Raw genomic sequence first — 20,022 nt, 5'->3', positions numbered from 1 at the left:
TGTAAGCGCCGCTGACACTAGATAAGGAGATTGAAAAATGAGTGATTTTCAAGCGAAACTGGAAAAGTACGCGGAGCTGGCAGTCCGGGTTGGCGTCAACATCCAGACAGGCCAGACATTAGTGGTGAATACTACACTTGATGCAGCAACTCTTACCCGCTTGGTTGTGAAAAAAGCGTATGAAGCCGGGGCCAAGAATGTCATTGTCAACTGGAGCGATGACACTGTCACGAGAACAAAATATGAGCTTGCTCCCGATGAAGCGTTCCTGGAATATCCGCATTTTCGGGCAAGGGAAACAGAAGAACTCGCCGAAAATGGGGCAGCGTTCATGTCGATCATTTCCTCCAGCCCCGACCTGTTAAAAGGCATTGATCCTGAACGGATCGCCAATTTCCAAAAAACCGCCGGACAGGCTTTGTCCAAGTACCGCCAGTACATACAATCTGATAAAGTCAGCTGGACGATAATCGCCGCTCCTTCTGACCGCTGGGCTGAAAAAGTATTTCCGGACGAGCCGGCGGAAAGCAGGGTGCAAAAGCTATGGGAGGCTATCTTTAAAACGGTGCGCGTCGATGCTGCCGATCCTGTTGAAGACTGGAAAAATCATGATGCTATACTAAGAGAAAAAGCCGATTATTTAAACAATAAACGATATAAAAAATTGCATTACAAAGCACCTGGAACGGACCTGACAATCGAGCTCCCGGAAAAGCATATCTGGGTTGCAGCCGGCAGTGTAAATGAACAGGGCCATGAATTTATGGCGAACATGCCAACTGAAGAAGTGTTCACAGTGCCGGTAAAAACTGGCGTTAACGGCTATGTATCAAGCACTAAGCCACTGAGCTACGGCGGCAACATCATTGACCGCTTTAAATTAACGTTTGAGAATGGAAAAATTGTTGGTGTGGAGGCCGAGGAAGGTGAAGAAACCCTGAAGCGCCTCGTTGACAGTGATGAAGGTTCCCATTATCTTGGAGAAGTCGCGCTGGTGCCGCATAATTCACCGATTTCCCAGTCTAATATCCTGTACTTCAACACACTGTTCGACGAAAATGCTTCAAACCACCTCGCAATCGGCAGCGCCTATGCTTTCTGCCTTGATGGAGGCAAACAAATGACTGCTGAAGAACTGCAGGCAAACGGTTTGAACCAGAGCATCACCCATGTTGATTTCATGATTGGCTCAAACGAAATGGACATCGACGGCATTACAGAAGATGGACAAAAAGAACCCGTTTTCCGTAATGGGGATTGGGCATTTTAATTGAAGCTAAAGAGAATAAACGGCCGTGCAATGATCATTGCGCGGCTTTTTTCCGTTTATGCACCATCGTGTCTATACTCAAACTTCGTTTACTGATATAATAAAGTTGCAATTCATACATATACTGTTAAGTTTTAAAGCTTGGGGGCGAAGTCTTGATACAATTAAAGATTGTTGTTTCAGGAAGAGTTCAGGGCGTGGGGTACCGGTACTTTACTCAAATGAAAGCAATCCAGCACGGAATCACCGGCTGGGTGAAAAACCTGCCGGACGGAGCCGTTGAAATGCTGGCTGCCGGTGACAAAGCGGAGATGAATCTGTTTTTGGAAGACATTCGAAGGGGCAATCCGTTTTCTACCGTTGATAAAGTCGACATCCATGACGCTGGCCATATTGATAACTTAAAATCATTCACGATAAAATACTGACAGGCAGAGGATAGGCCCTCTGCCTGTTTTATTTATGACCACGGTTGGAAAAGCAGAGGGAACCCCTCAAGCTTTTTTGAGCTGATGCCACTATTTAAAGGTGATGATAGCTCCATCCTGTTCTCTTAATATAGCCTCGCGAAGCTTGACAAGCTTATCTCTTTCACTAAGCTGCGGGCCAAGGAGGGGCAGTAAGCCCAGTTTGCCCAGAAAACCTTCTTTCCATTTTTTCAGCTGATCTTTAAGAGTTGTATTGGATGCACACACATCCTCAAGGGCCTTGTTTTCATTCAGGGCTTTATCAACCAGTTCCAGGCCAAGCTCTTTTGTAATTTGCCCGTTGGCGTCCGTCAGTTTTTCGCATGTTGTTTTTGCGGTTTGTTTCACAGGTTCGACTACTGGCTCGACAACAGGTTTGACTGCATCCCTGATCGGTTGGGTTTTGTCCTGGACCTCTTCCAGCACAGGGACAACCACATTATCTTTCACCTCGTCAACTATTCCCTTCCCTGCTTCGATGACCGGTTCCAGAGGGGTCTTGCCGATTATATCATTTGGGTCAGGGACGTTTGGAATAGGCAGGCCCGGGACGTTTGGAACAGGGACGTTCGGGATTGTCAGGCCAGGAGGAACGGCAGGCAACGGCAAGTTGCCAACGACATCAGGTACCGGGACAGGCACACCATCGACCGGATTTGTCACAACCGCAACTGGATTTTTGATTTCCTCCAAGCCATCTTTCATTTCATCAGCCACAGGCACCGCAGCACCGTCACCGCTCTCTCCAGGTTCCGCATCACAAGTCAGCGGCAGCTGCCCTTCGGAAATCCTTTTGATTTCTTGCTGCATTTGCTCAAGCGGCATTGCGCTTAAATCCTGGAGAATTTTAAGTGTACCGGGCTTCTGGACACCCGCATCGCCATTGACGGTCTGCATTTGCAGCTTATCGAGGCTGCTGTCTGCTGCATTCATATAATGGGCCACCATTGTTACATCTTCCATAGCCGCGTCCGGCACGACCTGTATGGCATGGACGCATGCCCCTTTAAAAGATACAGCGCTGGTGTCAACAGTCATCCCCTTAATGCGGACCGGTCCATTCGCCTTCATGGTGATGCTGACTCTCCCGCCAGGAGTTTGAAGATGCTTTGTCAGCCGCAGCCCGTAAATCCGGGCGGAATCATAAGTGAACCGTACCATCGGCCTTGCTGTTGAACCGGATGTTTCTGTGCTGACAATCGACGCCTTCATGTTCTCCCCGACGACCTTGTCAGCCTCAATGATGAAACCGCCGGCGTCATAGGAAGCTGCCCCCGACACGTTTATGAACGGAAGAAACGAAAGTCCGGCAAGCTGGATGCATAAATAAATGAATGTAACTCTGTTCTGTAAGATCCGCTTCACTTTCACTGTGCACCCCCTCAGCCTGTTTTCGCAGGTTGGCCAGTCATTGTGGTGCCGGCTTCATCGGCCTCTTCGACAGGGACCAGTCTCCATGCCACCATAAGGGAACCGCCGATTATTCCGAATATCGTGCCAAACAGGAATCCGCCAAGTGCACCGATTACCGACAAAATCGAGAGGAATATCGTGATGACGCCGAGCACTTTTGAAGAACTGGGGACAAACAGACCAAGCAGCCCAAGAAGCGTGATCAGCCCCCCGAATAATAATCCGATCATCGCAATCGACCCCGGAAGAAATGTGCTCAAGTATAAATTGAACGGAACCCACAGAATCATGAGACCGCTTACAACCGTGATGATTGCGCCCCACAGAGGCCTTGTGTGCCGCCATTTTCTAAATACCATCCTGCTCCCTCCATCTATTATTTGTCGATTTTTTCAACTGTGAGCCTCATGCCGTTCATGTTGATCGTTTCCTGGAACAGATAGTGTGTTTTCAGCTTCGCATTTTCCAGGGTGATCGAGCTCGAAGACAGGGAGAATTGCTCCTGCCAGTTGTCGCTGAAGTTTTCTTCAAGCTTTTGGTTGGTGAACTTCGCATTTGCCTCAATTAATCCGGCATCATGATGCAGTCCTGAGATCGCAACGGGCTTTGAAGCAGTAATTTTCACCCTGATCCATTCGTTGCCTACCTTAAAATCCTTGTATAACTGCAAATTATCAATTGTCAGGTTCTCTATTAAGTTAGTTCCCTGTGGGGCCGAGGCTGCACCGCTCGTTTCGCCCATTTTCGGATAGAACTTATAACCCTCGCCCTGCAGCTTATCAAACTCAACATAGAAGTCCCCTACTCCGGCAATTGGAACAGCATAAGCGACTCCTGACAGCCCAAACGACACCAGCAAAAGCCCCAGAGCCAGCAGACCTGATGCGAGTGATGCCCAAAACACCTTCTTATTTGTCTTGCTTTCCATTACTACAGCCTCCAAAGAAGCCACCTCCAATGAATATTTTTAAAATTAAAAAAATTAATTCAGCTTTCTTATACCATATTCCCAAATAAATAAACCTACAACCTCGGAAAATATCGTAATAATAGTGTTAACCCCGTTAAACGTCGGGTAAATTAAACCGACCGACATAACAGAAACTAGTAATTCGAAGTATGTATAAATGTGCGCCCAACAGCAGTTAAAAAGGGCTGTGGGAAATGCTATGAAAATATGGGTTATATCCAAAGGTGGCATTTTTGATCCGCAATCTTCCATAAAACAAATGACATGGCATACGCCAAGCCGCATCCATCCGGATACGGCTAATAGGTTGATTTCTTGCCAGAACCCTGTAAAAATAGATATGGCTGTTGTTGTTTATTAAAGAGTTGCTATTTGTTGGGAGGATTTTTATGTGGAATCAATTTAAAAAGTTTGCGCTCAAAGGCAATGTCCTCGATCTTGCTGTCGGGGTCATCATCGGGAGTGCGTTCGGGAAAATCGTGACTTCCCTTGTAAATGACATGATAATGCCGGTCGTCGGCCTGTTTTTGGGAGGAGTCGATTTTTCCAGCCTTTCATTTAAATATTATGATGCCGTGATCAAATACGGTGCGTTCATACAGACTGTTGTCGACTTTTTTATCATTGCTTTTTCTGTATTCATGTTTGTCAGGTTTGTGAATCATTTCAAACGGCAGGAAGAGGAAAAGGCAGCCCTGCCTGTAATCGATAAAAAAGAAGAGCTGCTGATTGAAATCAGGGACCTTCTCAGAGAAAAATGAATATTGTTTGAAACCCGGGCCCGTTTGTTTCGTATATAAATAAAGTTCAATATTAAGAGGTGGAATCATAATGTACGCTTATACTGAAAACCGGCAGATGCCTTCTGTCATTAAGACGTTCGCTCTTTCCCTTGCAGTGGCTTTCATCGGGATGGCCTCGGGTGTCTATGTCCCGCCTGCCCTGTTCCTGCCGCTGGCAATCCTTGAGCTCGCAATGCTTCTCGGCGTTTTCTTTTTACGCCGTAAAAAAGCAGTTTCGTATGGATTTTTGTATGTGTTTACGTTCATTTCCGGGATTACAATGTACCCGATCATTTCACATTACATCGCAACAGCGGGAGCCAATATTGTATTAATGTCCCTCGGCACAACGACTGTTGTGTTCACCGGGCTGGCTGTATATGCCACGAGGACGAAGCGGGACCTTTCTTTCCTTGGCGGGATGCTATTCGCGGCACTGCTTGCACTCGTCTGCCTTGCAATCTTTAATCTTATTTGGCCGCTCAATTCGACAGCCATGCTCGCCTACTCGTTCATTGGTGTCCTTGTTTTCAGCGGCTATGTCCTGTTTGATATTAACAGGATGAAGCATTACGGCGTCGCACCAGATGAAGTGCCATTAATGGCATTAAATCTGTATCTAGATTTTATCAATCTATTTATCAGCATCCTTCGCATTTTCGGAATCCTTTCCAGCAAGGATTGATAAGCATATTGGCAATTTGGCATCCCTCGCACGGGGTGCCCTTTTCATTTCAAAACCGGATCACCTGGGAGCAGGGCACCAAATTGATAAACCGACCATTTAATACCATTTCTTCCACATTTTAAACAAGTAAATCCAGTTTTCACAATATTGAAACGGGTAAACAAATAATGCAACGCCAATAACAACACAGAAGGGACTGGTTCAAAGTGGAGAACTTTACGGCGACTTCAGAATACGTCATTGGCATTGCAACTGGAGGAAGATTTGCGGAGCTCTGTAAAGGCACGCTGGTCTTAAATCGATATATTTAAGACCGATTTACCCCAGACAGAGCAATATCCTAAATGATCCTCCCATGCGTCCGAAAAAAACGGACTTAAAAAAGGTGCGAACCAGCAGGTCTGCACCTTTTTTAATTGTTCCGTCAAAGGTTTAGGGCCGTCCGGGAGCGGTTATTGATTAGTATCTTGATAAGGAGGGAAAGTAAATGGAAAAAGACCATATGATCCATAGGAACGGCGAGGTCGACACAGCCAATATCGATAAAACACTTGACCGGATCGACAGCGGGCGGGCAGATGAAATTTTAAGCAATTTTGATGAATTTAAAAGGTATTTGAGCAAGCGGATCCAGCTAGGCAAAACAGCAGGCCTGGACGATGAACAGCTTGCAGTCACAGCCCAGAAAATTGCTGACTATCTGGCAGAAAACGTAGAACCGCGAAACAGTGAAGAAAAACTGCTGCAGGAACTATGGAAAGTCGGAACAGAGGAAGAACAGCACATGCTTTCACACATGCTGGTCAAACTCGCACAATAAAAATCCGCCCGGCCAAGGGCGATTTTTTATTGTTTGGTCCTCATCATTTAAAGAATGAGTCCCTTTTTTTTCCGCGGAGAATGTCTCCCATCCAGCCTTTCATCTTGAGGTAGAAATAAATGCCGAGAGTAGAAGCTACTATTAAAACGCCAGCAGCTGCGTAGCCGTATTTCCATTTTAATTCCGGCATGTGTTCGAAGTTCATGCCCCACAGAGCGCCCCAGGCCATTACCGGGGTAAACAGAATCGTTATGACGGTAAGGGTTTTGAAAATCTCATTTCCCCGGTGGGACGACAATACTTCTTCCAAATTGATCATCGTATCGATCTCTTGCTGATATTCATTAAGCAGTGTGCGCCCCCGGTCGACCCGCTTGCACAGCCTCCGGAATTCTGTTTTGCTGCTGATTTCATTGCCAAATGCTTCTTCTGCCCCGATTTTTATTTCCATAATTGGAATGATCAAATTTCTCCATATTAACAGCTCATGCCGGTTGTCATATATTTTTTCAAGTATATCAATATTATTATGCTGTTTGATGTTCCAAAGCAGGTCTGTCAGCCGTTCCTCAAAAGCGTCAATTTTTATCAAATAATCTGTTAAAATCTCGCCAAGCAGTACAAAGAAGCCTTCCATGGCGTTGTCTGCGTTGTCCATTTGAGCCTTTAGAGTGGAAAAATCTGTAGTTGGAAGTACTTCAAAATCCAGGTTGACAGTGATAAAGAAATCCTTTGAAAGATAAAAATGAAACAGCAGCTTATCCGACTCACTGTGTACATCCTGCTGATAAACGATAGAACCCCAGATGAACTCCTCTCCTTTCCGGCTTGTATTAATCCGGAGCGAGTTGGAGATGTCATCCTTCATACCGTCGAGCCAGCTCTCTAATGAAGGGGATTCCCCAAGAATTTTTTTTAAATAGGCAGGGTCATATTGATCAAGTTCATGCCAGGCCCAGCTATTTTGATTAAATGTGTACTTCATAGTCCATTGGCCCTTTCTAAAAAGATATCATTACTATCCAGTTTTCCCCCAGTAATCCGGAATGAAACAAACCCGGTCAGGGACAGGGAATAATTCCCTACCACCCGGAGACTCTATATTTAGCCGTAATTTTGCAGCGATGTCATCTTCCTTTAATACATTTGACATTCTGGCCATGTTTTTTATTTATAAGTACCGGGTAATGTTCTATACGTCGCAAATGCCCCCACTGAAAACGAATCCCGGGATTTTTGAATAAATTCATTAAAGGAGGAAACCACTATGCAAACTGGAACGTTAAAGTCATATGTATTGTTAGGCGTCGGAGCAGCCGCTTTATGGATGGCGGTCAGACCGAACAATAATAAACTGAACATAATGACATCCAAAATGAAACAGAAAATCACGCCAATAAAAGACAAACTCACGCCTTCACGGTTTAAAGCTCCCGTACTTCCTGTAGACAAGGCCGGAAACCCTGACCCCATCGACCTTGAAGATAACAAAATGGTCAGCGAAGGTTCGCAATACGGCGTCCATTATTACAACGAAACACTGCAGCACCGATAATTATCCTGGGGGAACTTCCCCGGGATTTAATTATATTCATTTAAAGGACTAGCTGGAGGCAGGCCGTATGGGATTTTTATTCATACTGATCTATTTGGCGATCGTTTTTGCTGTTATCGAGATTAATGTGATTCTATTCAGGCTCACTGGACTCGAACATGAAATAGCCCGGTTTCAGGTAATTTCCATGCTTACAGGCACCGGGTTCACAACTGAAGAATCAGAACTGATTATCGAGCATCCGTTGAGAAGGAAATTGGGTGCCTTTTTAATTTTATTCGGGGCCTTTTCACTGGCCGTAATTATTTCAGCGATCACCAATCTGTTATCCGACAGCTTTTTTGCGATGGAAATCGGATATATTGCCGCCATTCTAATCGTACTTTTACTTGTATTAAAAATTCCGGCACTGCAGAAGAATTTATCAAAAAAAATGAAAAGTGAATTAGTTCACCACTATAAACTGGCCGATTTGCCTGTTTCAGATGTAATCATGACGGGTGAAGACGATGAAATATGTGAAATTTCCATTGAAGAGGATTCACGCTATGAAGGAAAGACCTTCAAGGAGATTATTGATGAACAGGAAGACATTATGGTCCTGTTCATTAAACGGGGCGATGTCAAGATCAGGAATGAAGCTTACAAGACAAAAATCCAGGCTGGGGACCGGGCCATTTTGTACGGGGACCAAAAAACGATCCTGGATAAATTCTCTGACGAAATCATGGAACAGACGAATGCTCCCGAAACCGACGAGCTTGAATTATAAACATACAAAAAATCTTGCTGAACCAGCAAGATTTTTTGGTTTGGGAATTTAAAATGGGCAACCTCTAGTTTGGCGAATTCCGTATTGCCGCCTTCAAAGGCCATGTGATCCCGATTTTTTTGCAGATTGTTATGTAATGAAGCAGCGTCAACAGGACACTCCCGGCATTCATTCCAATGATGATGCCGCCCATATGCCATTCGGGCTGTGAACCGACTATCCAGATAAGCGAAAACGAGATAATTGTAGCCCAGACTGTGTGGATAAACGCATCTTTAACAAGGCCAAGTCCAATTAAATATGCCTGCATCGGAATCACAAAGAAGTGAAACAGGAAATAAGGCGCCAGCAGCTGCAAATAGATTGCCGCATCACTTGAATGGAAGAAAACATTTGTTAACGGTTCTGCGAAAACGTAAAATGCCACTACGGCAGGAATGCCGTATATAAAGGTGATTAGCATCACTTGCTGTAATATCTTCTGCAGTTTGATAAATTCTTTTTGGGCATATGCTTTCGAAACCGCCGGGATCAGGATGATCAAAAATGAATGGGCGATGAACGCAGGGAAAAAACCGATTGTCATCGCAACCCCTGCAAGCATGCCGTACTGCTCTGTCGCTGTTTCTGGAGAAATTCCAGCCTGGATGACCGCCGCTTTTATTAGAAAAGGCTGAACGGCATGGGTCAGTGCATTAAAAAGCCTCATGGCTGTAGTCGGAACCGATACAGCCATCAGGCTTTTGCGGACATGTGGCCCGCTTAATGGTTCACCTGGCTGCTTTTTGATGTTCTGGTATGACACAATAAACAGGTGGAGCAAATAGGTGAACACCACCAGCTCGCTGCCTGCCATGGTGCAAAACGCGACAAGCAAAGAGGTATCCGGGTCAAATTCAAAAAACTGAAAAACCAAAGCCAGCAGGAGAAGCTGGATAATCCTTCTCAAAAAATAAGCCACGGCGATTTTGCCCATCTCGTTTTTGCCCATGAAAAAGCCCCGGGCAACTGAAGATATCGTGATGACAGGTATCAACAGCAGAACTACCCACTTGAACATTGGATGATAACCTTTAAACGCTGGTACCAGCGGCAAAATTACGGCGGATGCAATAGACAGCACCGCCGTGATCAAAATTGCCATTCTGACCGCATGTCCGAGCAGGCTTCTATAATACTTTTCATCATTTTCAGCGACCATCTTCGAAACTGAAACAGGCAATTCAAAGCTGGCCAGCATCAGGACAAGGAAAATGGTCGGCAATATGGTCATATATTGGCCCAACCCGCTTTCGCCCAGTTCCCTTGCCAAAATCATGTTCACAATAAACTCCGTGACTTCCCCTAAAAACGTTGCTATGATCAGTAGGAATGTCCCCTTTAATAAAGAATTCATCCTGTCTCCCCTCGTCTGCATACTCATTTATAAAGATATGAGACAAGTCAGGAAAATATTTTTAAAGTTGGACACTGTCCTTGTACGGAGCGGCATTCAGGATATTTCTTCAAGCCTGTCGAATAGTTCTTCATATTCCCGGGAGAGCTGTTCTTTGTCAAAATAAAGCTGCTGCAGTATTTCAACATTTGATTCTTCCGCCATTTTCCGGTCAAGCTCACGCATCTGGGCTTCCAGCTTCTCTATTTGTTGTTCAAGCTGCGTTACCATTACTGAAGGATCTTTTTTCACGGCTTTTTCATTAGTTCGCTTCTTCACCACTGCCGGCCCTGGCTCCCTGCTCTTTCTTCTTTCGATCATCCTTGCCCTGGCGCCGTCGTAGTTCTCTTCAAAGCAATGAACCTCCTTGTCTTCAAGCCAGTATATTTTTGTGAACAGCTGGTTGAGGAAATACCTGTCATGGGATACGGCAAGCAAGGTCCCGTCAAACTCGGAGAGCGCTTCCTCCAGCACTTCCCTTGAATCTATATCAAGGTGGTTCGTAGGCTCGTCCAGAATCAGCAGGTTAATATCCTGGTACATGAGCTGCGCCAGCCTGAGTCTCATTTTTTCACCGCCGCTGAGCTGGGATGCCCTGCGGAACACGGCTGGCCCATAAAACAAAAATCGGGCCAAAATGTTTCTCGCTTCTCCTTCAGTCATCGTCACCTCACTTCTAAATAGGTCTATAACTGTTTCATTTCCATTTGCATTTTCGATGTGCTGGGACAAATAACCGATTTTGACATTGCTGCCGATTTTGACTTCCCCAAAGTCGGGCGCCAGCTCCTGCATGATCAGCTTAAGCAGGGTGGTTTTGCCTGATCCGTTTTCACCGACAATGGCCGCACGCTCCCGATACCGCAAATGCATATTTACACTGCTGAAAAGCTGGCGGCCAGGAAAGGAAACGGCGGCGCCCTTCAGTATGACAACATCATTCCCGCTGCGGTCCCCTGCTTCAAGTCCAAGCCCCATCTTTTTTCTGTTCAACAACGGACGGTCGAACTTTTCCATCCTTTCAAGGGCCCGCTCCATATTCCGCGCTCGTTTGTGCAGCCCTTCACTGGGCGGATTGGAGCGGTTGGCCCATTCCTTTAAACGCTTGATTGCTTCCTTCATTTTTTTAATTTTCTTCTGCTGCTCCTCATATGCCGCAAATTCCCTCAGGAGCCTTTCTTCTTTTTCTCTCATGAACCCTGAATAATTTGAGTGGTAAATCCGAATATCACCGTCCTCGAGATCCAGGATTTTGAGAGCTACTTCATCGAGAAAATAACGGTCGTGTGAAATGATAACCACAGAGCCAGCATAGTTTTTCAAAAACTCGGCAAGCCATTCTACGGCCATCAAATCAAGATGGTTGGTCGGCTCATCAAGGAGCAGTAAATCCGGGTTTTTCAACAGGCTTAAAGCAAGGCCCACTTTTGTTTTTTCACCACCGCTTAAGTCTTGGAATTTCTTATCAAGCAAGCCGGAAATTCCGAGCCCGTTTGCCACCCTTTCAATATTTGCATCAATCTCATAACCCCCTCCAGCCGTGAATGCATCCTGTATGCGGCCGTAGCTGCTGATGAGTTTTTCCAGTTTATCAGGCTTTGTTTCGATTCCCATGCTGTGCTCAAGCGTTTCCATCTCGGCTTGTTTCTTTAAAATCTCATCAAAGGCCGTGTTTAATACGTGTCTGGCTGTCATTTCGTGTGGATATTCCGGAATTTGCGCCAAATAACCGATTTTCAGCCCTTTTTGCCAATGGATTTGGCCGCCATCGGGAGCCTCAACCCCTGCAAGCAGGCGAAGCAGGGTCGTTTTCCCGCCTCCATTCCTGCCGACCAGGCCAATCCGCTCTTTCTCATTTATTTCAAACGCGAGGGTTTCAAACACTATATTTCCGCCGTACATTTTACCGGCTTTATTTACACCACAAATAATCATATCTATATCCTCCAGTTATTTTTAAAAATAAAAAAAGCCATGGGCAAGCATTGCTTTTGCCCATGGCTAAAATAGAATATCGAGCGAAAACAAAAAGGAGAGCAAGTAGCTCCCCCATTCGCCGAATAATTATCATTTAAGCGGGAAAAGAGATATTCTTACCGTTTTGGTTCCAATATGCAGTTGCTAAAAAAGGGCATACGTATCCCGTTAGCAGCTGCAACATGAAAAATCGCACGGCAAATGTACAGGAATTCCATCCAAAATCCATGCGCCAAAACAGGTTGAGTCATCTCTTTTCACCTCCGTTCCTTGAAAATTTAAGTTTATTTTACTATTTCCGCAATTCACTTTCAAGTTATTCTGTTTTACTCTTGTGTAAACCTCATTATCCTTATGGCCGCTCGCTGGCAATTTCATGTATAGTAAAGGGCGGCATGCATTTTCCGGCCGAAAAAAAGCACTGGAAATTCAAAGGAAAAAATGGTTGTTTTGCGTTTAGAGCCCTCTATTGAGCGGGTATTTGTGTATTGAAGGAGTGGGTTGACATGCATAAAAAATTGGAACTTACAGATTACCAACTCTGGATGTGCGGACAGATTAAAGAAAAATTAGCCGAATTCCATTATGTAAAAGGTATCCCCACCGATTACCCAAGCAATTGCCAGGATCGGGAAGTCGTTTCGTTGGCGCTTAGCGAAATGCTGGTCCGGCTTGGGGGATTTGACACACTAACGAGAAAAATAGATTAAAATGGCCGCCGCTGCGGTCTTTTTTTTCGCGAATGAAATGTGACTGGAGTTTCTTACTTCACTAGCGAGTGTTTGAATGCGTATATGACCGCCTGGGTCCTGTCCTGCACCTGCAGCTTGCTCAAAATATTGCTCACATGTGTCTTCACTGTTTTCAACGCAATGAATAGTTCATCCGCTATTTCCTGATTTGCTTTTCCTTCAGCCATTAAAAGGAGGATTTCCATTTCGCGTTCCGTCAATTCTTCATGGGGCAGGACGGTGTTTTTTTGGCGCATTTTCACCATCATTTTGCCGGTGACTTCCGGCTCCAGCACTGTTTGGCCATGATACGTCGCCCTGACTGCATTGGCAATCTCACTCGCTTTTGACGTCTTGAGCATATAGCTGGTTGCTCCGGCTTCGAGTGCGGGATACACCTTCTCGTCATCAAGGAAGCTTGTGACAATGATGATTTTTGCCTCGGGCCATTGTTCAATGATCTGCCGCGTTGCTTCAATTCCGTCCATTTCTTTCATGACAAGATCCATTAATATGATATCCGGCCGCAGTTTCAGGGCAAGCTCCACCCCTGTTTTCCCATTGTCAGCCTCGCCGACCACATCAATGTCAGGCTGTGCGGAAAGATAGGAGGACACGCCTATCCTTACCATTTCATGGTCATCTACAAATACAACTTTAATCATGCTCCTCACCCGCTAACATTAAAATTGGAACCTTCACTTCCAGCCGGGTCCCTTTATTTTTGACGCTTACAATTTTCAAGGTGCCGCCTACTTCCCCGGCGCGTTCATACATATTTTGGAGGCCGTATGCACCCGCTTTCGTTTCTTCCACATCAAAGCCAATCCCGTCATCGGACACGCGCAAAATGGCAAGATCATCCCTTTTGATCAACAGTACATCGATTTTTGCGGCCTTGGAGTGCCTGAGTGTGTTGGACACCGACTCCTGAAGGATCCTGAATAAATGGTCTTCCACTCCCTTATCGAGGGGAAAAGGCTCAACCTTCCAGTGGATTGTCATCGTAACCTTCTGGGACAGCTCAACCAGCAATTCTTTAATCCCCTCCTGAAGGCTTTTCCCCTTGAGTGCAGCAGGCCTGAGGTGTAGCAGCAGGGCACGCATTTCGAGCTGGGATTGATGGATCATTTCTTCGACCATTTTCAGCTGCTTTGTTTCCCTGTGATCGGACAGTGGCCTGCCCTCATTAATGGCTGACATTAGCATTGAAGCAGCGAATAATTGCTGGCTGACGGAATCATGCAGCTCACGCGCGAGCCGGTTCCGCTCCTGGGAGATGATCTCCTGGATCCTTGATTCTTGTTCTTCAGCTTTTTCAGTCGCAAGACGCTGGGAAAGCTTTGCTTTTTCTGCAATTTGCTTTTGCAGCTTTTCAATCCTTGCGGAAATCGATCCGATTTCCTGAAGGCGGGAGGATTGCTCAATCTCTGCCTGCTGCCCCTGTTCAAGCTGGTACAGCCAGCTGTCGATCGCCTGCAGCTGCCTTGACCAGTACAACCCTGAAGAAAAACCAAAAATGATCCCGACAGCTACGCTCACACTGAATGTAAACACGATTACCGGGATATCCATCAGCTCCCGCTTCCACAATTGAGTCCAGTCAGGCAGGGGATTGATGAGAAAATAAGAAGCAGTCAAAAATACAAATAACATGAAACCAAGTGAAGAACCCCATAAAATCTGGCGCTGGACTGACGTCATATTCTTTTCACCTCTAGGTCACCAATCAGCATAGAGGTGAAGATTTTAACCTTCTGTTCGGCCTGGTCATAATCAGGTGTTTGAAGGAACAACGTTTGGTTAAGGATTTTCGATTCCTGGTAATCCAACACCGATGTAGAGCCTGCCAGAGAAGAATGGCGCACAGTTACTTCAAGATCATAGGGGATAAACACTTTTACATTGCCAATAATATTCCGAATGAAGATGACTGTTTCACCCTTTGGAAGCACGGTAAGGCTCAGGTCGATCACTGAATCACCGACACCTGCCTGAATGTTCACGTCATTCCACTCGTAAACATGGTCAGGCGTTTTCTGGCGGCCGAAGAAAATATTCTCCAATAGCGGGGGCCTTTTTACAATTGTATTTTTTGAGCCATTTTCATCTGTTTCTTTAATAACTGGATGTATGATCTCCGGATTCTTTTTTGAACCGGCAAAATGCAAAATAATGTTTATCAAGATCGCCAGCAGGAAAAACCTGAAGGTGATCATCCCGAGAATGCTGGTGGCCAAAAAAAACAAACCGCCCCAGAACAACAGTTTTCCGAGAGTACGCGGCATCATCCTCCTGCCAAAGTAGACAGCTGAACCAGTAACAAGCAGGGAGAAAATAAGCCCATTATTGAAAAACGCAAGTTCGAGCAGCAATAGCACAGCGCCAGTTAAGGCAATCCAACTGATGTAATCGTTTTTCAGCCGGCTTAGCATATCATTTCCTCCCTCCTGTGAGTATTTTCTCTGAGCCAAACCTGGCTGATAGCTGTTTTAATTCTATCATTGATATTTTCTATTAAAAACCTTTTCTGTGAGAACGGTCTGCATACCACAGCCAAACTGCAGTATATGGTTTATATAAGCCAAAAGGCGCAGACAATCTACGCCTTTTTAGAATACCATGTTTTGGTTAAGAAATAGAATGTGTTTCTTCTTTTTTCAGGTCTTTTTCGAGCTTGGCGATCCGGCCATCAATTGTGTTTCTGTAAAAAGAACTGTTAACCTGCTGCTCAAGCCGGTCCAGGTACGATTCAATTTCAGCAAAACGGGAATATGCTTTGTTAGAATAAGCGCTGTTGTCCAGCACCTGGTTCATTCTGTTGTGCGCCCTGGTCACGTTTTCCCTGCCCATCAGTTCCATCCTGCGGATATGCATATCCTTCAGCTTGTGTTTCATTTCTTCATACTTTCGCTCCAGCTCATCCAGCTGGCGGTTTGCGCCTGAGAGTGCGTCTTTTAACCGGGACGTACGATCCTCGTATTGAGCCTGTTCCTGCTCAGCGAAAGATTGCAGCTCGGACTCCCCAGCCCTTGCAGCGATGTCTGCCTGTCGCTTCCGTTTCTCCGCCAATTCCGTCGCCTGATAATATTCGCGGGCAAACTGCTCTTTTAACTGGTGCTGACGCTCAAGGAGCTTGCGGACCTTTTCAGTTTCCTGTTCACATTCGCGCAGGTATTGGTTGAGCATCATGATTGGATTTTTCCTTTCCTTCTGGTCAAGTGCCTCGTGCAGGTCAGCCAAAACAGTGTTTTTAATGCGTGAAAATAAGTTGCTCATTTTCGTTTCTCTCCTTTTAATTAGTAATTTTTTAACTCGGACCATTGTTTTTCAAAGTTGGCGAATGGGTCGTTGTCTTCAACTGATACTTTCTCGCTGTCATTCCACTTTTTATATACCAGGTAAAGAACATATGCTGCAGCGATGCCAAGGATGGCCGGAACATTGGAGGCAGTGGCCATTAACACGATGAACCCTGCAATCCCCCAGCCGATTTTTGCGGCTGTTGATTCCGTTTTTAGAAATTGTTTGAGGACAAAATACAGCACCAGCAGGCTGACCCCAAGGCCGATGATCGGCCCAAGATTCGAAATCAGCACCATCGCTGCAATACCCCCTGCTACAAGCAAACCAAATTTTTTCATGTTCGTTTCCTCCTTTCATGCTTTCATCTTACCTTGATACAAAGTTTCTTATAACGATCCTGAGCTTGATTTTCAACTAGGACCCGAGGCTGATTGGCTGTAGGACCAGGCCTGTCCGCCCTTTAGTGACAAGAAAATTAAGCATTTGGCCATGAAAAAACTCCGCCATATAAGCGGAGTTTCAGCTTGATCGATATTGTCTTTACAGAAGGTTTCTTTGTGAAACCACAATTCCGTCTGCGTCAGCATACACATAGTTGCCCGGTTCCCATTCGATTCCCCCGAACCTGACTGGAATATTCCTTTCCCCTTTACCTTCCTTTTTGCTTTTAAGCGGATTGCTCCCAAGCGCCAGTATGCCAATTTCAAGGTTGGCAAGATCCTCCGTGTCCCTCACACATCCGTTAATGATAACACCGGCGAGTTTCCGCTTTTGCGCGATTTCCCCGAGCCGGTCTCCCAGCAGTGCACACCGCTTGGAGCCGCTTCCGTCAACCACCAGAACACTGCCTTCCGGGATGGTTTCCAGAGATTCTTTCACAAGGACATTATCTTCAAAAACTTTTACTGTCGCGATAGGGCCGTAGAATCTTTGCCGCTTTCCGTAAGACTTAAACTCGCTGCTGCAAACCTTCAGCTCTTCCCAAAATCCGTCACATAAATCGGCCGTTTTAAAAAACACGCTACCACTCCCTTTATCCATTTTTTTATAAAAATTCTTTATGGGGGCTGGATTCTCCTTTTCCCCGGGAAAGAATGTTTGTCACCATGCATAAGTATGTAAAAAGGGAGGGATTTTCATGGCATATTTATGGACTATCACAACGGGTTTCGTTATATGTCTTGGAATAGTTGGCGGAGTGTTTATCTATTTTTTGCGGACGGCGCTTGACCCGGAAGATTCGACAAGGATTGATTCTGTTAAACACAATGAATGAGGCTGCACAAATCGTGCAGTCCCTTTTTTCAATTCATAAACTCTAATTTTGGCTTTTCCCTGATAAAATTTTATGATCACTTGATATATTTGTATCTTCACTTGATATATTTCTTTTTTCGCTTGATATTATTCTATTTTCACTTGATTTTAGTCTATTTTAGCATCAACGTCCTTACAGACAATGTTCATATTTCTTTATATAAAACCCATGTGGTTTTGACCATTCTGCGTAATATATATCTTTTAAATTGTCGATTCCTTCTTCTGCAAGGCTTGAAAGCAGCCACTTCTCATCCACTCCTGCCTCATGGAGGTTATCTTCATGGATTCTTCCTTCGTCGACAAGCAAAATGGATGGGTGATCTGCGGCAGGCTGCTCACCATCCCTCATTACACTGATTTCCCCGCTGGTTTCCAGGAATACATATTTTACTTCCCTTAACGAAAAAAAGCCTTTTTGCCGGAGCATTCCTCTAAGCTGTTCAAGTTCAAGGTTCGCACGTTCCAGCTCTTTTATGCTTACTTTTCCGTCCCTCATCAATACCTGGCTCCTGCCTTTTAACGGGGCCCTAAGCCTGTCATATTTCTGGGTAATTTTTTCAACTGCAAAAATCAATATTCCCCAAGCAGCAATGGAAAACAGCATTTGGGGGATAGTATGATCCATATGATAAATCGTTTCTTCCACGGTTCCACCCAAAATCAAAGCGTACACAAAGTCAAACGGTGTCACCTGTGACATATGCTTTTTTCCGAGCAGCCGTGTCACAAAAACGAGCGATGCCAGGCCAATCATCAGTTTTAGGAATATCGTCAAATATATCTCCAATTCGGCCACAACCTTCCTGTCTCTCTGTCTGCTGTTCTATTCCCCTTTTCTTATGCGCAAAATCATTTTCCCAAAAAAATAAAGAACCGTTTCAGGTTCTTCAACATAAATAACTATTCCTTCTGGCAGTTTGGGCAATAGAACGTTTTGCGGGAGGTGACGATTTCTTTTATGATTGTGGCACCGCACCGTTTGCATGGTTCCCCTTCACGGTCATATACCTTGACGGTGGACAGATACCCGCCTGTTTTCCGGTCGCCGCTAAAAAGCGGTGTCTCAGTATTGCCTCCTGTGGCAACTGCCAGGTTCAATACCGATCTCATTCCATCATACAGTCTGCGCAGGCCATCAGGCGGCAGCTCTGATACTTTTTTCGTCGGCCGAAGCCTCGCTTCGAAACAAATCTCATCGGAGTAACTGTTGCCAATGCCTGCAATAATCTGCTGATTGACCAGCATCGTTTTCAGTGTCCCTTTTCTTTGCTGCACCCGTCCGTGAAATTTTTCAAAAGTAAAACCGGGATCAAGCGGTTCAGGCCCGAGACCGGCCAGCGCATGAGCCATTTCCACTCCTGACAACAAATGGAGATAACCAAGCCTCAAGCCGATAAAAAATAATTTCATGTCCCCAAATGCAATAACCACCTGCTTCGTGCGGCCCGGGCTGTCGTTATCATTCCCCAGATACATCCACCCACCGAGCATAAGATGCAAGAGCAGGTTCTTGCCGGTGTCCAGCCTGAAGATAAGATGCTTGGCACGCCTGTCGATGGCGGTGACCCGATTCTTCACCAGCTCCCGTTCAAACGCATCAGGACTGGTATTTATCGATTTAGGCCGGTTGATTTCGATGTTTGTAATGGTTCTTCCAGTGACATGTTCACTTAATAGCGACCTATATGTTTCCATTTCCGGAAGTTCAGGCATACGAGTTCCCCTTTTAGCAATTTTTAATAGTATGCAAAAATAGGAATCGTTCATGCACCAGTTTTCCACGACACGGTTCATGTGATTATGTATAAGGCTACTAAAGGACAATTCTTATTTTGAGCAAATTCCCATTTGAAAAAGGCTGCCAGAGAACCGGCAGCCTTTGCTTAGATAAATATATTAAAAGTCTTTATTGTTATTGAAGCGGGTGGATGATGGATTGTCCGGACCGAGCGGATCATTTAAAGGGTCGTTGTCCAGTGTTCCGCCAGTACGGCCAGTCATTGTCCCATCATGAGTGTCCGTTACGCCAAAGCTGTCATTCGGGCCAGCCCAGTTATCCTTGCGGTCAGCAAGTACGAGGATTTTTCCTTCTTTGACGTATCCTTCGTACCGGTCAGCTTCATCCTCAGGGATACCCATGCCGACCAATGCTCCTGCAAGCCCCCCGGCTCCTGCTCCGACAGCTGCTCCAGTCAAGGTTGCCGCGATTGGCCCAGCAGCAACGATCGGACCGATTCCCGGAATTGCGAGCGCACCGATACCAGCCAGCAATCCGGTCAGACCACCAAGCACTCCGCCAGTTGCTGCGCCTGCTGCAAGCCCTTCCTCCGTTTTTGTACCAGTTGCATCGTTGATTTCATCGACTTCGTCACTGTTTTTTCCAATGACGGATATATCATCTGTAGAATATCCCTGGCGCTTCAAATCCTCGACAGCCTGAATTGCATCCTGCTCATTATCGTAAACTCCAACGATGTTTTTTTCATGTTCAAACATTTTATACACTCTCCTTTGGA

General features: G+C 45.5%; 25 protein-coding genes. 9 read left to right on the top strand and 16 right to left on the bottom strand.

All coding sequences use genetic code 11. The annotated features are described in order from the left end of the window. The first annotated feature begins 37 nt into the window (after positions 1-37). Together CVD19_RS12295 and CVD19_RS12290 are read left to right on the top strand one after the other, a co-directional pair. The gene (locus CVD19_RS12295) at positions 38-1,270 is read left to right on the top strand and encodes an aminopeptidase (RefSeq protein ID WP_101582164.1); all 1,233 of its coding nucleotides are present in this window, start codon (positions 38-40) and stop codon (positions 1,268-1,270) included. Positions 1,271-1,425: 155 nt separating this feature from the next. Continuing rightward, positions 1,426-1,698 (top strand): acylphosphatase, encoded by a 273-nt coding sequence (locus tag CVD19_RS12290; protein ID WP_101582163.1) that lies wholly within the window; start codon positions 1,426-1,428, stop codon positions 1,696-1,698. A 90-nt stretch (positions 1,699-1,788) separates the two neighbouring features. Here CVD19_RS12290 and CVD19_RS12285 read toward each other — a convergent pair whose 3' ends face one another. Genes CVD19_RS12285 through CVD19_RS12275 form a run of 3 tightly spaced genes read right to left on the bottom strand, consistent with a single transcriptional unit; the run spans position 1,789 to position 4,093 of the window. After that, positions 1,789-3,108, bottom strand: coding sequence for a hypothetical protein (locus CVD19_RS12285; protein ID WP_101582162.1), 1,320 nt, complete (start codon positions 3,106-3,108; stop codon positions 1,789-1,791). A gap of 11 nt (positions 3,109-3,119) precedes the next feature. Beyond that, entirely contained in the window at positions 3,120-3,509 is a 390-nt protein-coding gene (locus CVD19_RS12280) for a DUF6114 domain-containing protein (RefSeq protein WP_101582161.1), read from the bottom strand. Positions 3,510-3,526: 17 nt separating this feature from the next. Beyond that, entirely contained in the window at positions 3,527-4,093 is a 567-nt protein-coding gene (locus CVD19_RS12275; RefSeq protein ID WP_142383525.1) for a DUF6230 family protein, read from the bottom strand. Between the two features lie 416 nt (positions 4,094-4,509). Between CVD19_RS12275 and mscL the strand changes: the two genes are divergently transcribed. From mscL to CVD19_RS12255, 3 genes are all read left to right on the top strand, one after another. Next, entirely contained in the window at positions 4,510-4,881 is a 372-nt protein-coding gene (gene mscL, locus CVD19_RS12265) for a large conductance mechanosensitive channel protein MscL (RefSeq protein ID WP_101582158.1), read from the top strand. 70 nt (positions 4,882-4,951) lie between these two features. After that, complete coding sequence (locus CVD19_RS12260; protein WP_101582157.1) at positions 4,952-5,587, top strand: Bax inhibitor-1/YccA family protein; 636 nt, start codon at positions 4,952-4,954, stop codon at positions 5,585-5,587. A gap of 490 nt (positions 5,588-6,077) precedes the next feature. Further along, entirely contained in the window at positions 6,078-6,410 is a 333-nt protein-coding gene (locus CVD19_RS12255; RefSeq protein ID WP_101582156.1) for a DUF3243 domain-containing protein, read from the top strand. 43 nt (positions 6,411-6,453) lie between these two features. Here the strand turns inward: CVD19_RS12255 and CVD19_RS12250 are convergent, their stop codons facing one another. Next, positions 6,454-7,395 carry a magnesium transporter CorA family protein gene (locus tag CVD19_RS12250; protein WP_101582155.1) on the bottom strand — a complete coding sequence of 314 codons (942 nt, stop codon included), beginning with the start codon at positions 7,393-7,395 and terminating at the stop codon, positions 6,454-6,456. Positions 7,396-7,677: 282 nt separating this feature from the next. On the opposite strand from CVD19_RS12250, the gene CVD19_RS12245 reads away from it, so the two are divergent. Both CVD19_RS12245 and CVD19_RS12240 read left to right on the top strand, forming a co-directional pair. Further along, positions 7,678-7,965 (top strand): hypothetical protein, encoded by a 288-nt coding sequence (locus tag CVD19_RS12245; RefSeq protein WP_101582154.1) that lies wholly within the window; start codon positions 7,678-7,680, stop codon positions 7,963-7,965. 67 nt (positions 7,966-8,032) lie between these two features. Beyond that, entirely contained in the window at positions 8,033-8,737 is a 705-nt protein-coding gene (locus CVD19_RS12240; protein ID WP_101582153.1) for a TrkA C-terminal domain-containing protein, read from the top strand. A 64-nt stretch (positions 8,738-8,801) separates the two neighbouring features. Here CVD19_RS12240 and CVD19_RS12235 read toward each other — a convergent pair whose 3' ends face one another. From CVD19_RS12235 to CVD19_RS25720, 3 genes are all read right to left on the bottom strand, one after another. Continuing rightward, the gene (locus tag CVD19_RS12235; RefSeq protein ID WP_101582152.1) at positions 8,802-10,133 is read right to left on the bottom strand and encodes a polysaccharide biosynthesis protein; all 1,332 of its coding nucleotides are present in this window, start codon (positions 10,131-10,133) and stop codon (positions 8,802-8,804) included. 96 nt (positions 10,134-10,229) lie between these two features. Beyond that, positions 10,230-12,107, bottom strand: a complete 1,878-nt coding sequence (gene abc-f, locus CVD19_RS12230; protein ID WP_101582151.1) for a ribosomal protection-like ABC-F family protein — start codon at positions 12,105-12,107, stop codon at positions 10,230-10,232. A 158-nt stretch (positions 12,108-12,265) separates the two neighbouring features. Next, the gene (locus tag CVD19_RS25720; RefSeq protein ID WP_308314869.1) at positions 12,266-12,400 is read right to left on the bottom strand and encodes an RAxF-45 family protein; all 135 of its coding nucleotides are present in this window, start codon (positions 12,398-12,400) and stop codon (positions 12,266-12,268) included. A gap of 255 nt (positions 12,401-12,655) precedes the next feature. On the opposite strand from CVD19_RS25720, the gene CVD19_RS12225 reads away from it, so the two are divergent. Further along, positions 12,656-12,859 (top strand): hypothetical protein, encoded by a 204-nt coding sequence (locus CVD19_RS12225; protein WP_101582150.1) that lies wholly within the window; start codon positions 12,656-12,658, stop codon positions 12,857-12,859. A gap of 53 nt (positions 12,860-12,912) precedes the next feature. On the opposite strand, the gene CVD19_RS12220 is transcribed toward CVD19_RS12225, so the two are convergent. From CVD19_RS12220 to rraA, 6 genes are all read right to left on the bottom strand, one after another. Next, entirely contained in the window at positions 12,913-13,545 is a 633-nt protein-coding gene (locus tag CVD19_RS12220; protein WP_101582149.1) for a response regulator transcription factor, read from the bottom strand. Next, the gene (locus CVD19_RS12215; protein WP_101582148.1) at positions 13,538-14,584 is read right to left on the bottom strand and encodes a sensor histidine kinase; all 1,047 of its coding nucleotides are present in this window, start codon (positions 14,582-14,584) and stop codon (positions 13,538-13,540) included. Before CVD19_RS12215 ends, CVD19_RS12220 begins: the two co-directional genes overlap by 8 nt. Next, entirely contained in the window at positions 14,581-15,315 is a 735-nt protein-coding gene (gene liaF / locus CVD19_RS12210) for a cell wall-active antibiotics response protein LiaF (RefSeq protein WP_101582147.1), read from the bottom strand. Before liaF ends, CVD19_RS12215 begins: the two co-directional genes overlap by 4 nt. 196 nt (positions 15,316-15,511) lie before the next feature. Beyond that, complete coding sequence (locus CVD19_RS12205) at positions 15,512-16,159, bottom strand: PspA/IM30 family protein (RefSeq protein WP_101582146.1); 648 nt, start codon at positions 16,157-16,159, stop codon at positions 15,512-15,514. 20 nt (positions 16,160-16,179) lie between these two features. Further along, complete coding sequence (locus CVD19_RS12200) at positions 16,180-16,524, bottom strand: lmo0954 family membrane protein (RefSeq protein WP_101582145.1); 345 nt, start codon at positions 16,522-16,524, stop codon at positions 16,180-16,182. A gap of 202 nt (positions 16,525-16,726) precedes the next feature. Further along, a complete protein-coding gene (gene rraA, locus CVD19_RS12195; protein ID WP_101582144.1) occupies positions 16,727-17,206 on the bottom strand; it encodes a ribonuclease E activity regulator RraA in 480 nt (159 codons plus the stop codon). A 118-nt stretch (positions 17,207-17,324) separates the two neighbouring features. On the opposite strand from rraA, the gene CVD19_RS24720 reads away from it, so the two are divergent. Further along, complete coding sequence (locus tag CVD19_RS24720; protein WP_180953605.1) at positions 17,325-17,462, top strand: hypothetical protein; 138 nt, start codon at positions 17,325-17,327, stop codon at positions 17,460-17,462. A gap of 174 nt (positions 17,463-17,636) precedes the next feature. On the opposite strand, the gene CVD19_RS12190 is transcribed toward CVD19_RS24720, so the two are convergent. From CVD19_RS12190 to CVD19_RS12180, 3 genes are all read right to left on the bottom strand, one after another. After that, positions 17,637-18,293: a DUF421 domain-containing protein gene (locus CVD19_RS12190; RefSeq protein WP_257985109.1), complete on the bottom strand. Its 657-nt coding sequence runs from the start codon at positions 18,291-18,293 to the stop codon at positions 17,637-17,639. A 113-nt stretch (positions 18,294-18,406) separates the two neighbouring features. Continuing rightward, positions 18,407-19,219, bottom strand: a complete 813-nt coding sequence (gene mutM, locus CVD19_RS12185) for a bifunctional DNA-formamidopyrimidine glycosylase/DNA-(apurinic or apyrimidinic site) lyase (protein WP_101582143.1) — start codon at positions 19,217-19,219, stop codon at positions 18,407-18,409. Between the two features lie 183 nt (positions 19,220-19,402). Beyond that, on the bottom strand, positions 19,403-20,002 hold the full coding sequence (locus CVD19_RS12180; RefSeq protein WP_101582142.1) for a general stress protein: 600 nt from the start codon (positions 20,000-20,002) through the stop codon (positions 19,403-19,405). Positions 20,003-20,022: the final 20 nt, after the last annotated feature.

This window comes from Bacillus sp. T33-2, from assembly GCF_002860205.1.
Taxonomy (GTDB): domain Bacteria; phylum Bacillota; class Bacilli; order Bacillales; family Cytobacillaceae; genus T33-2.
Note: the sequence above shows the minus strand (reverse complement) of the source record. Positions and strands in the feature narration are given on the sequence as shown.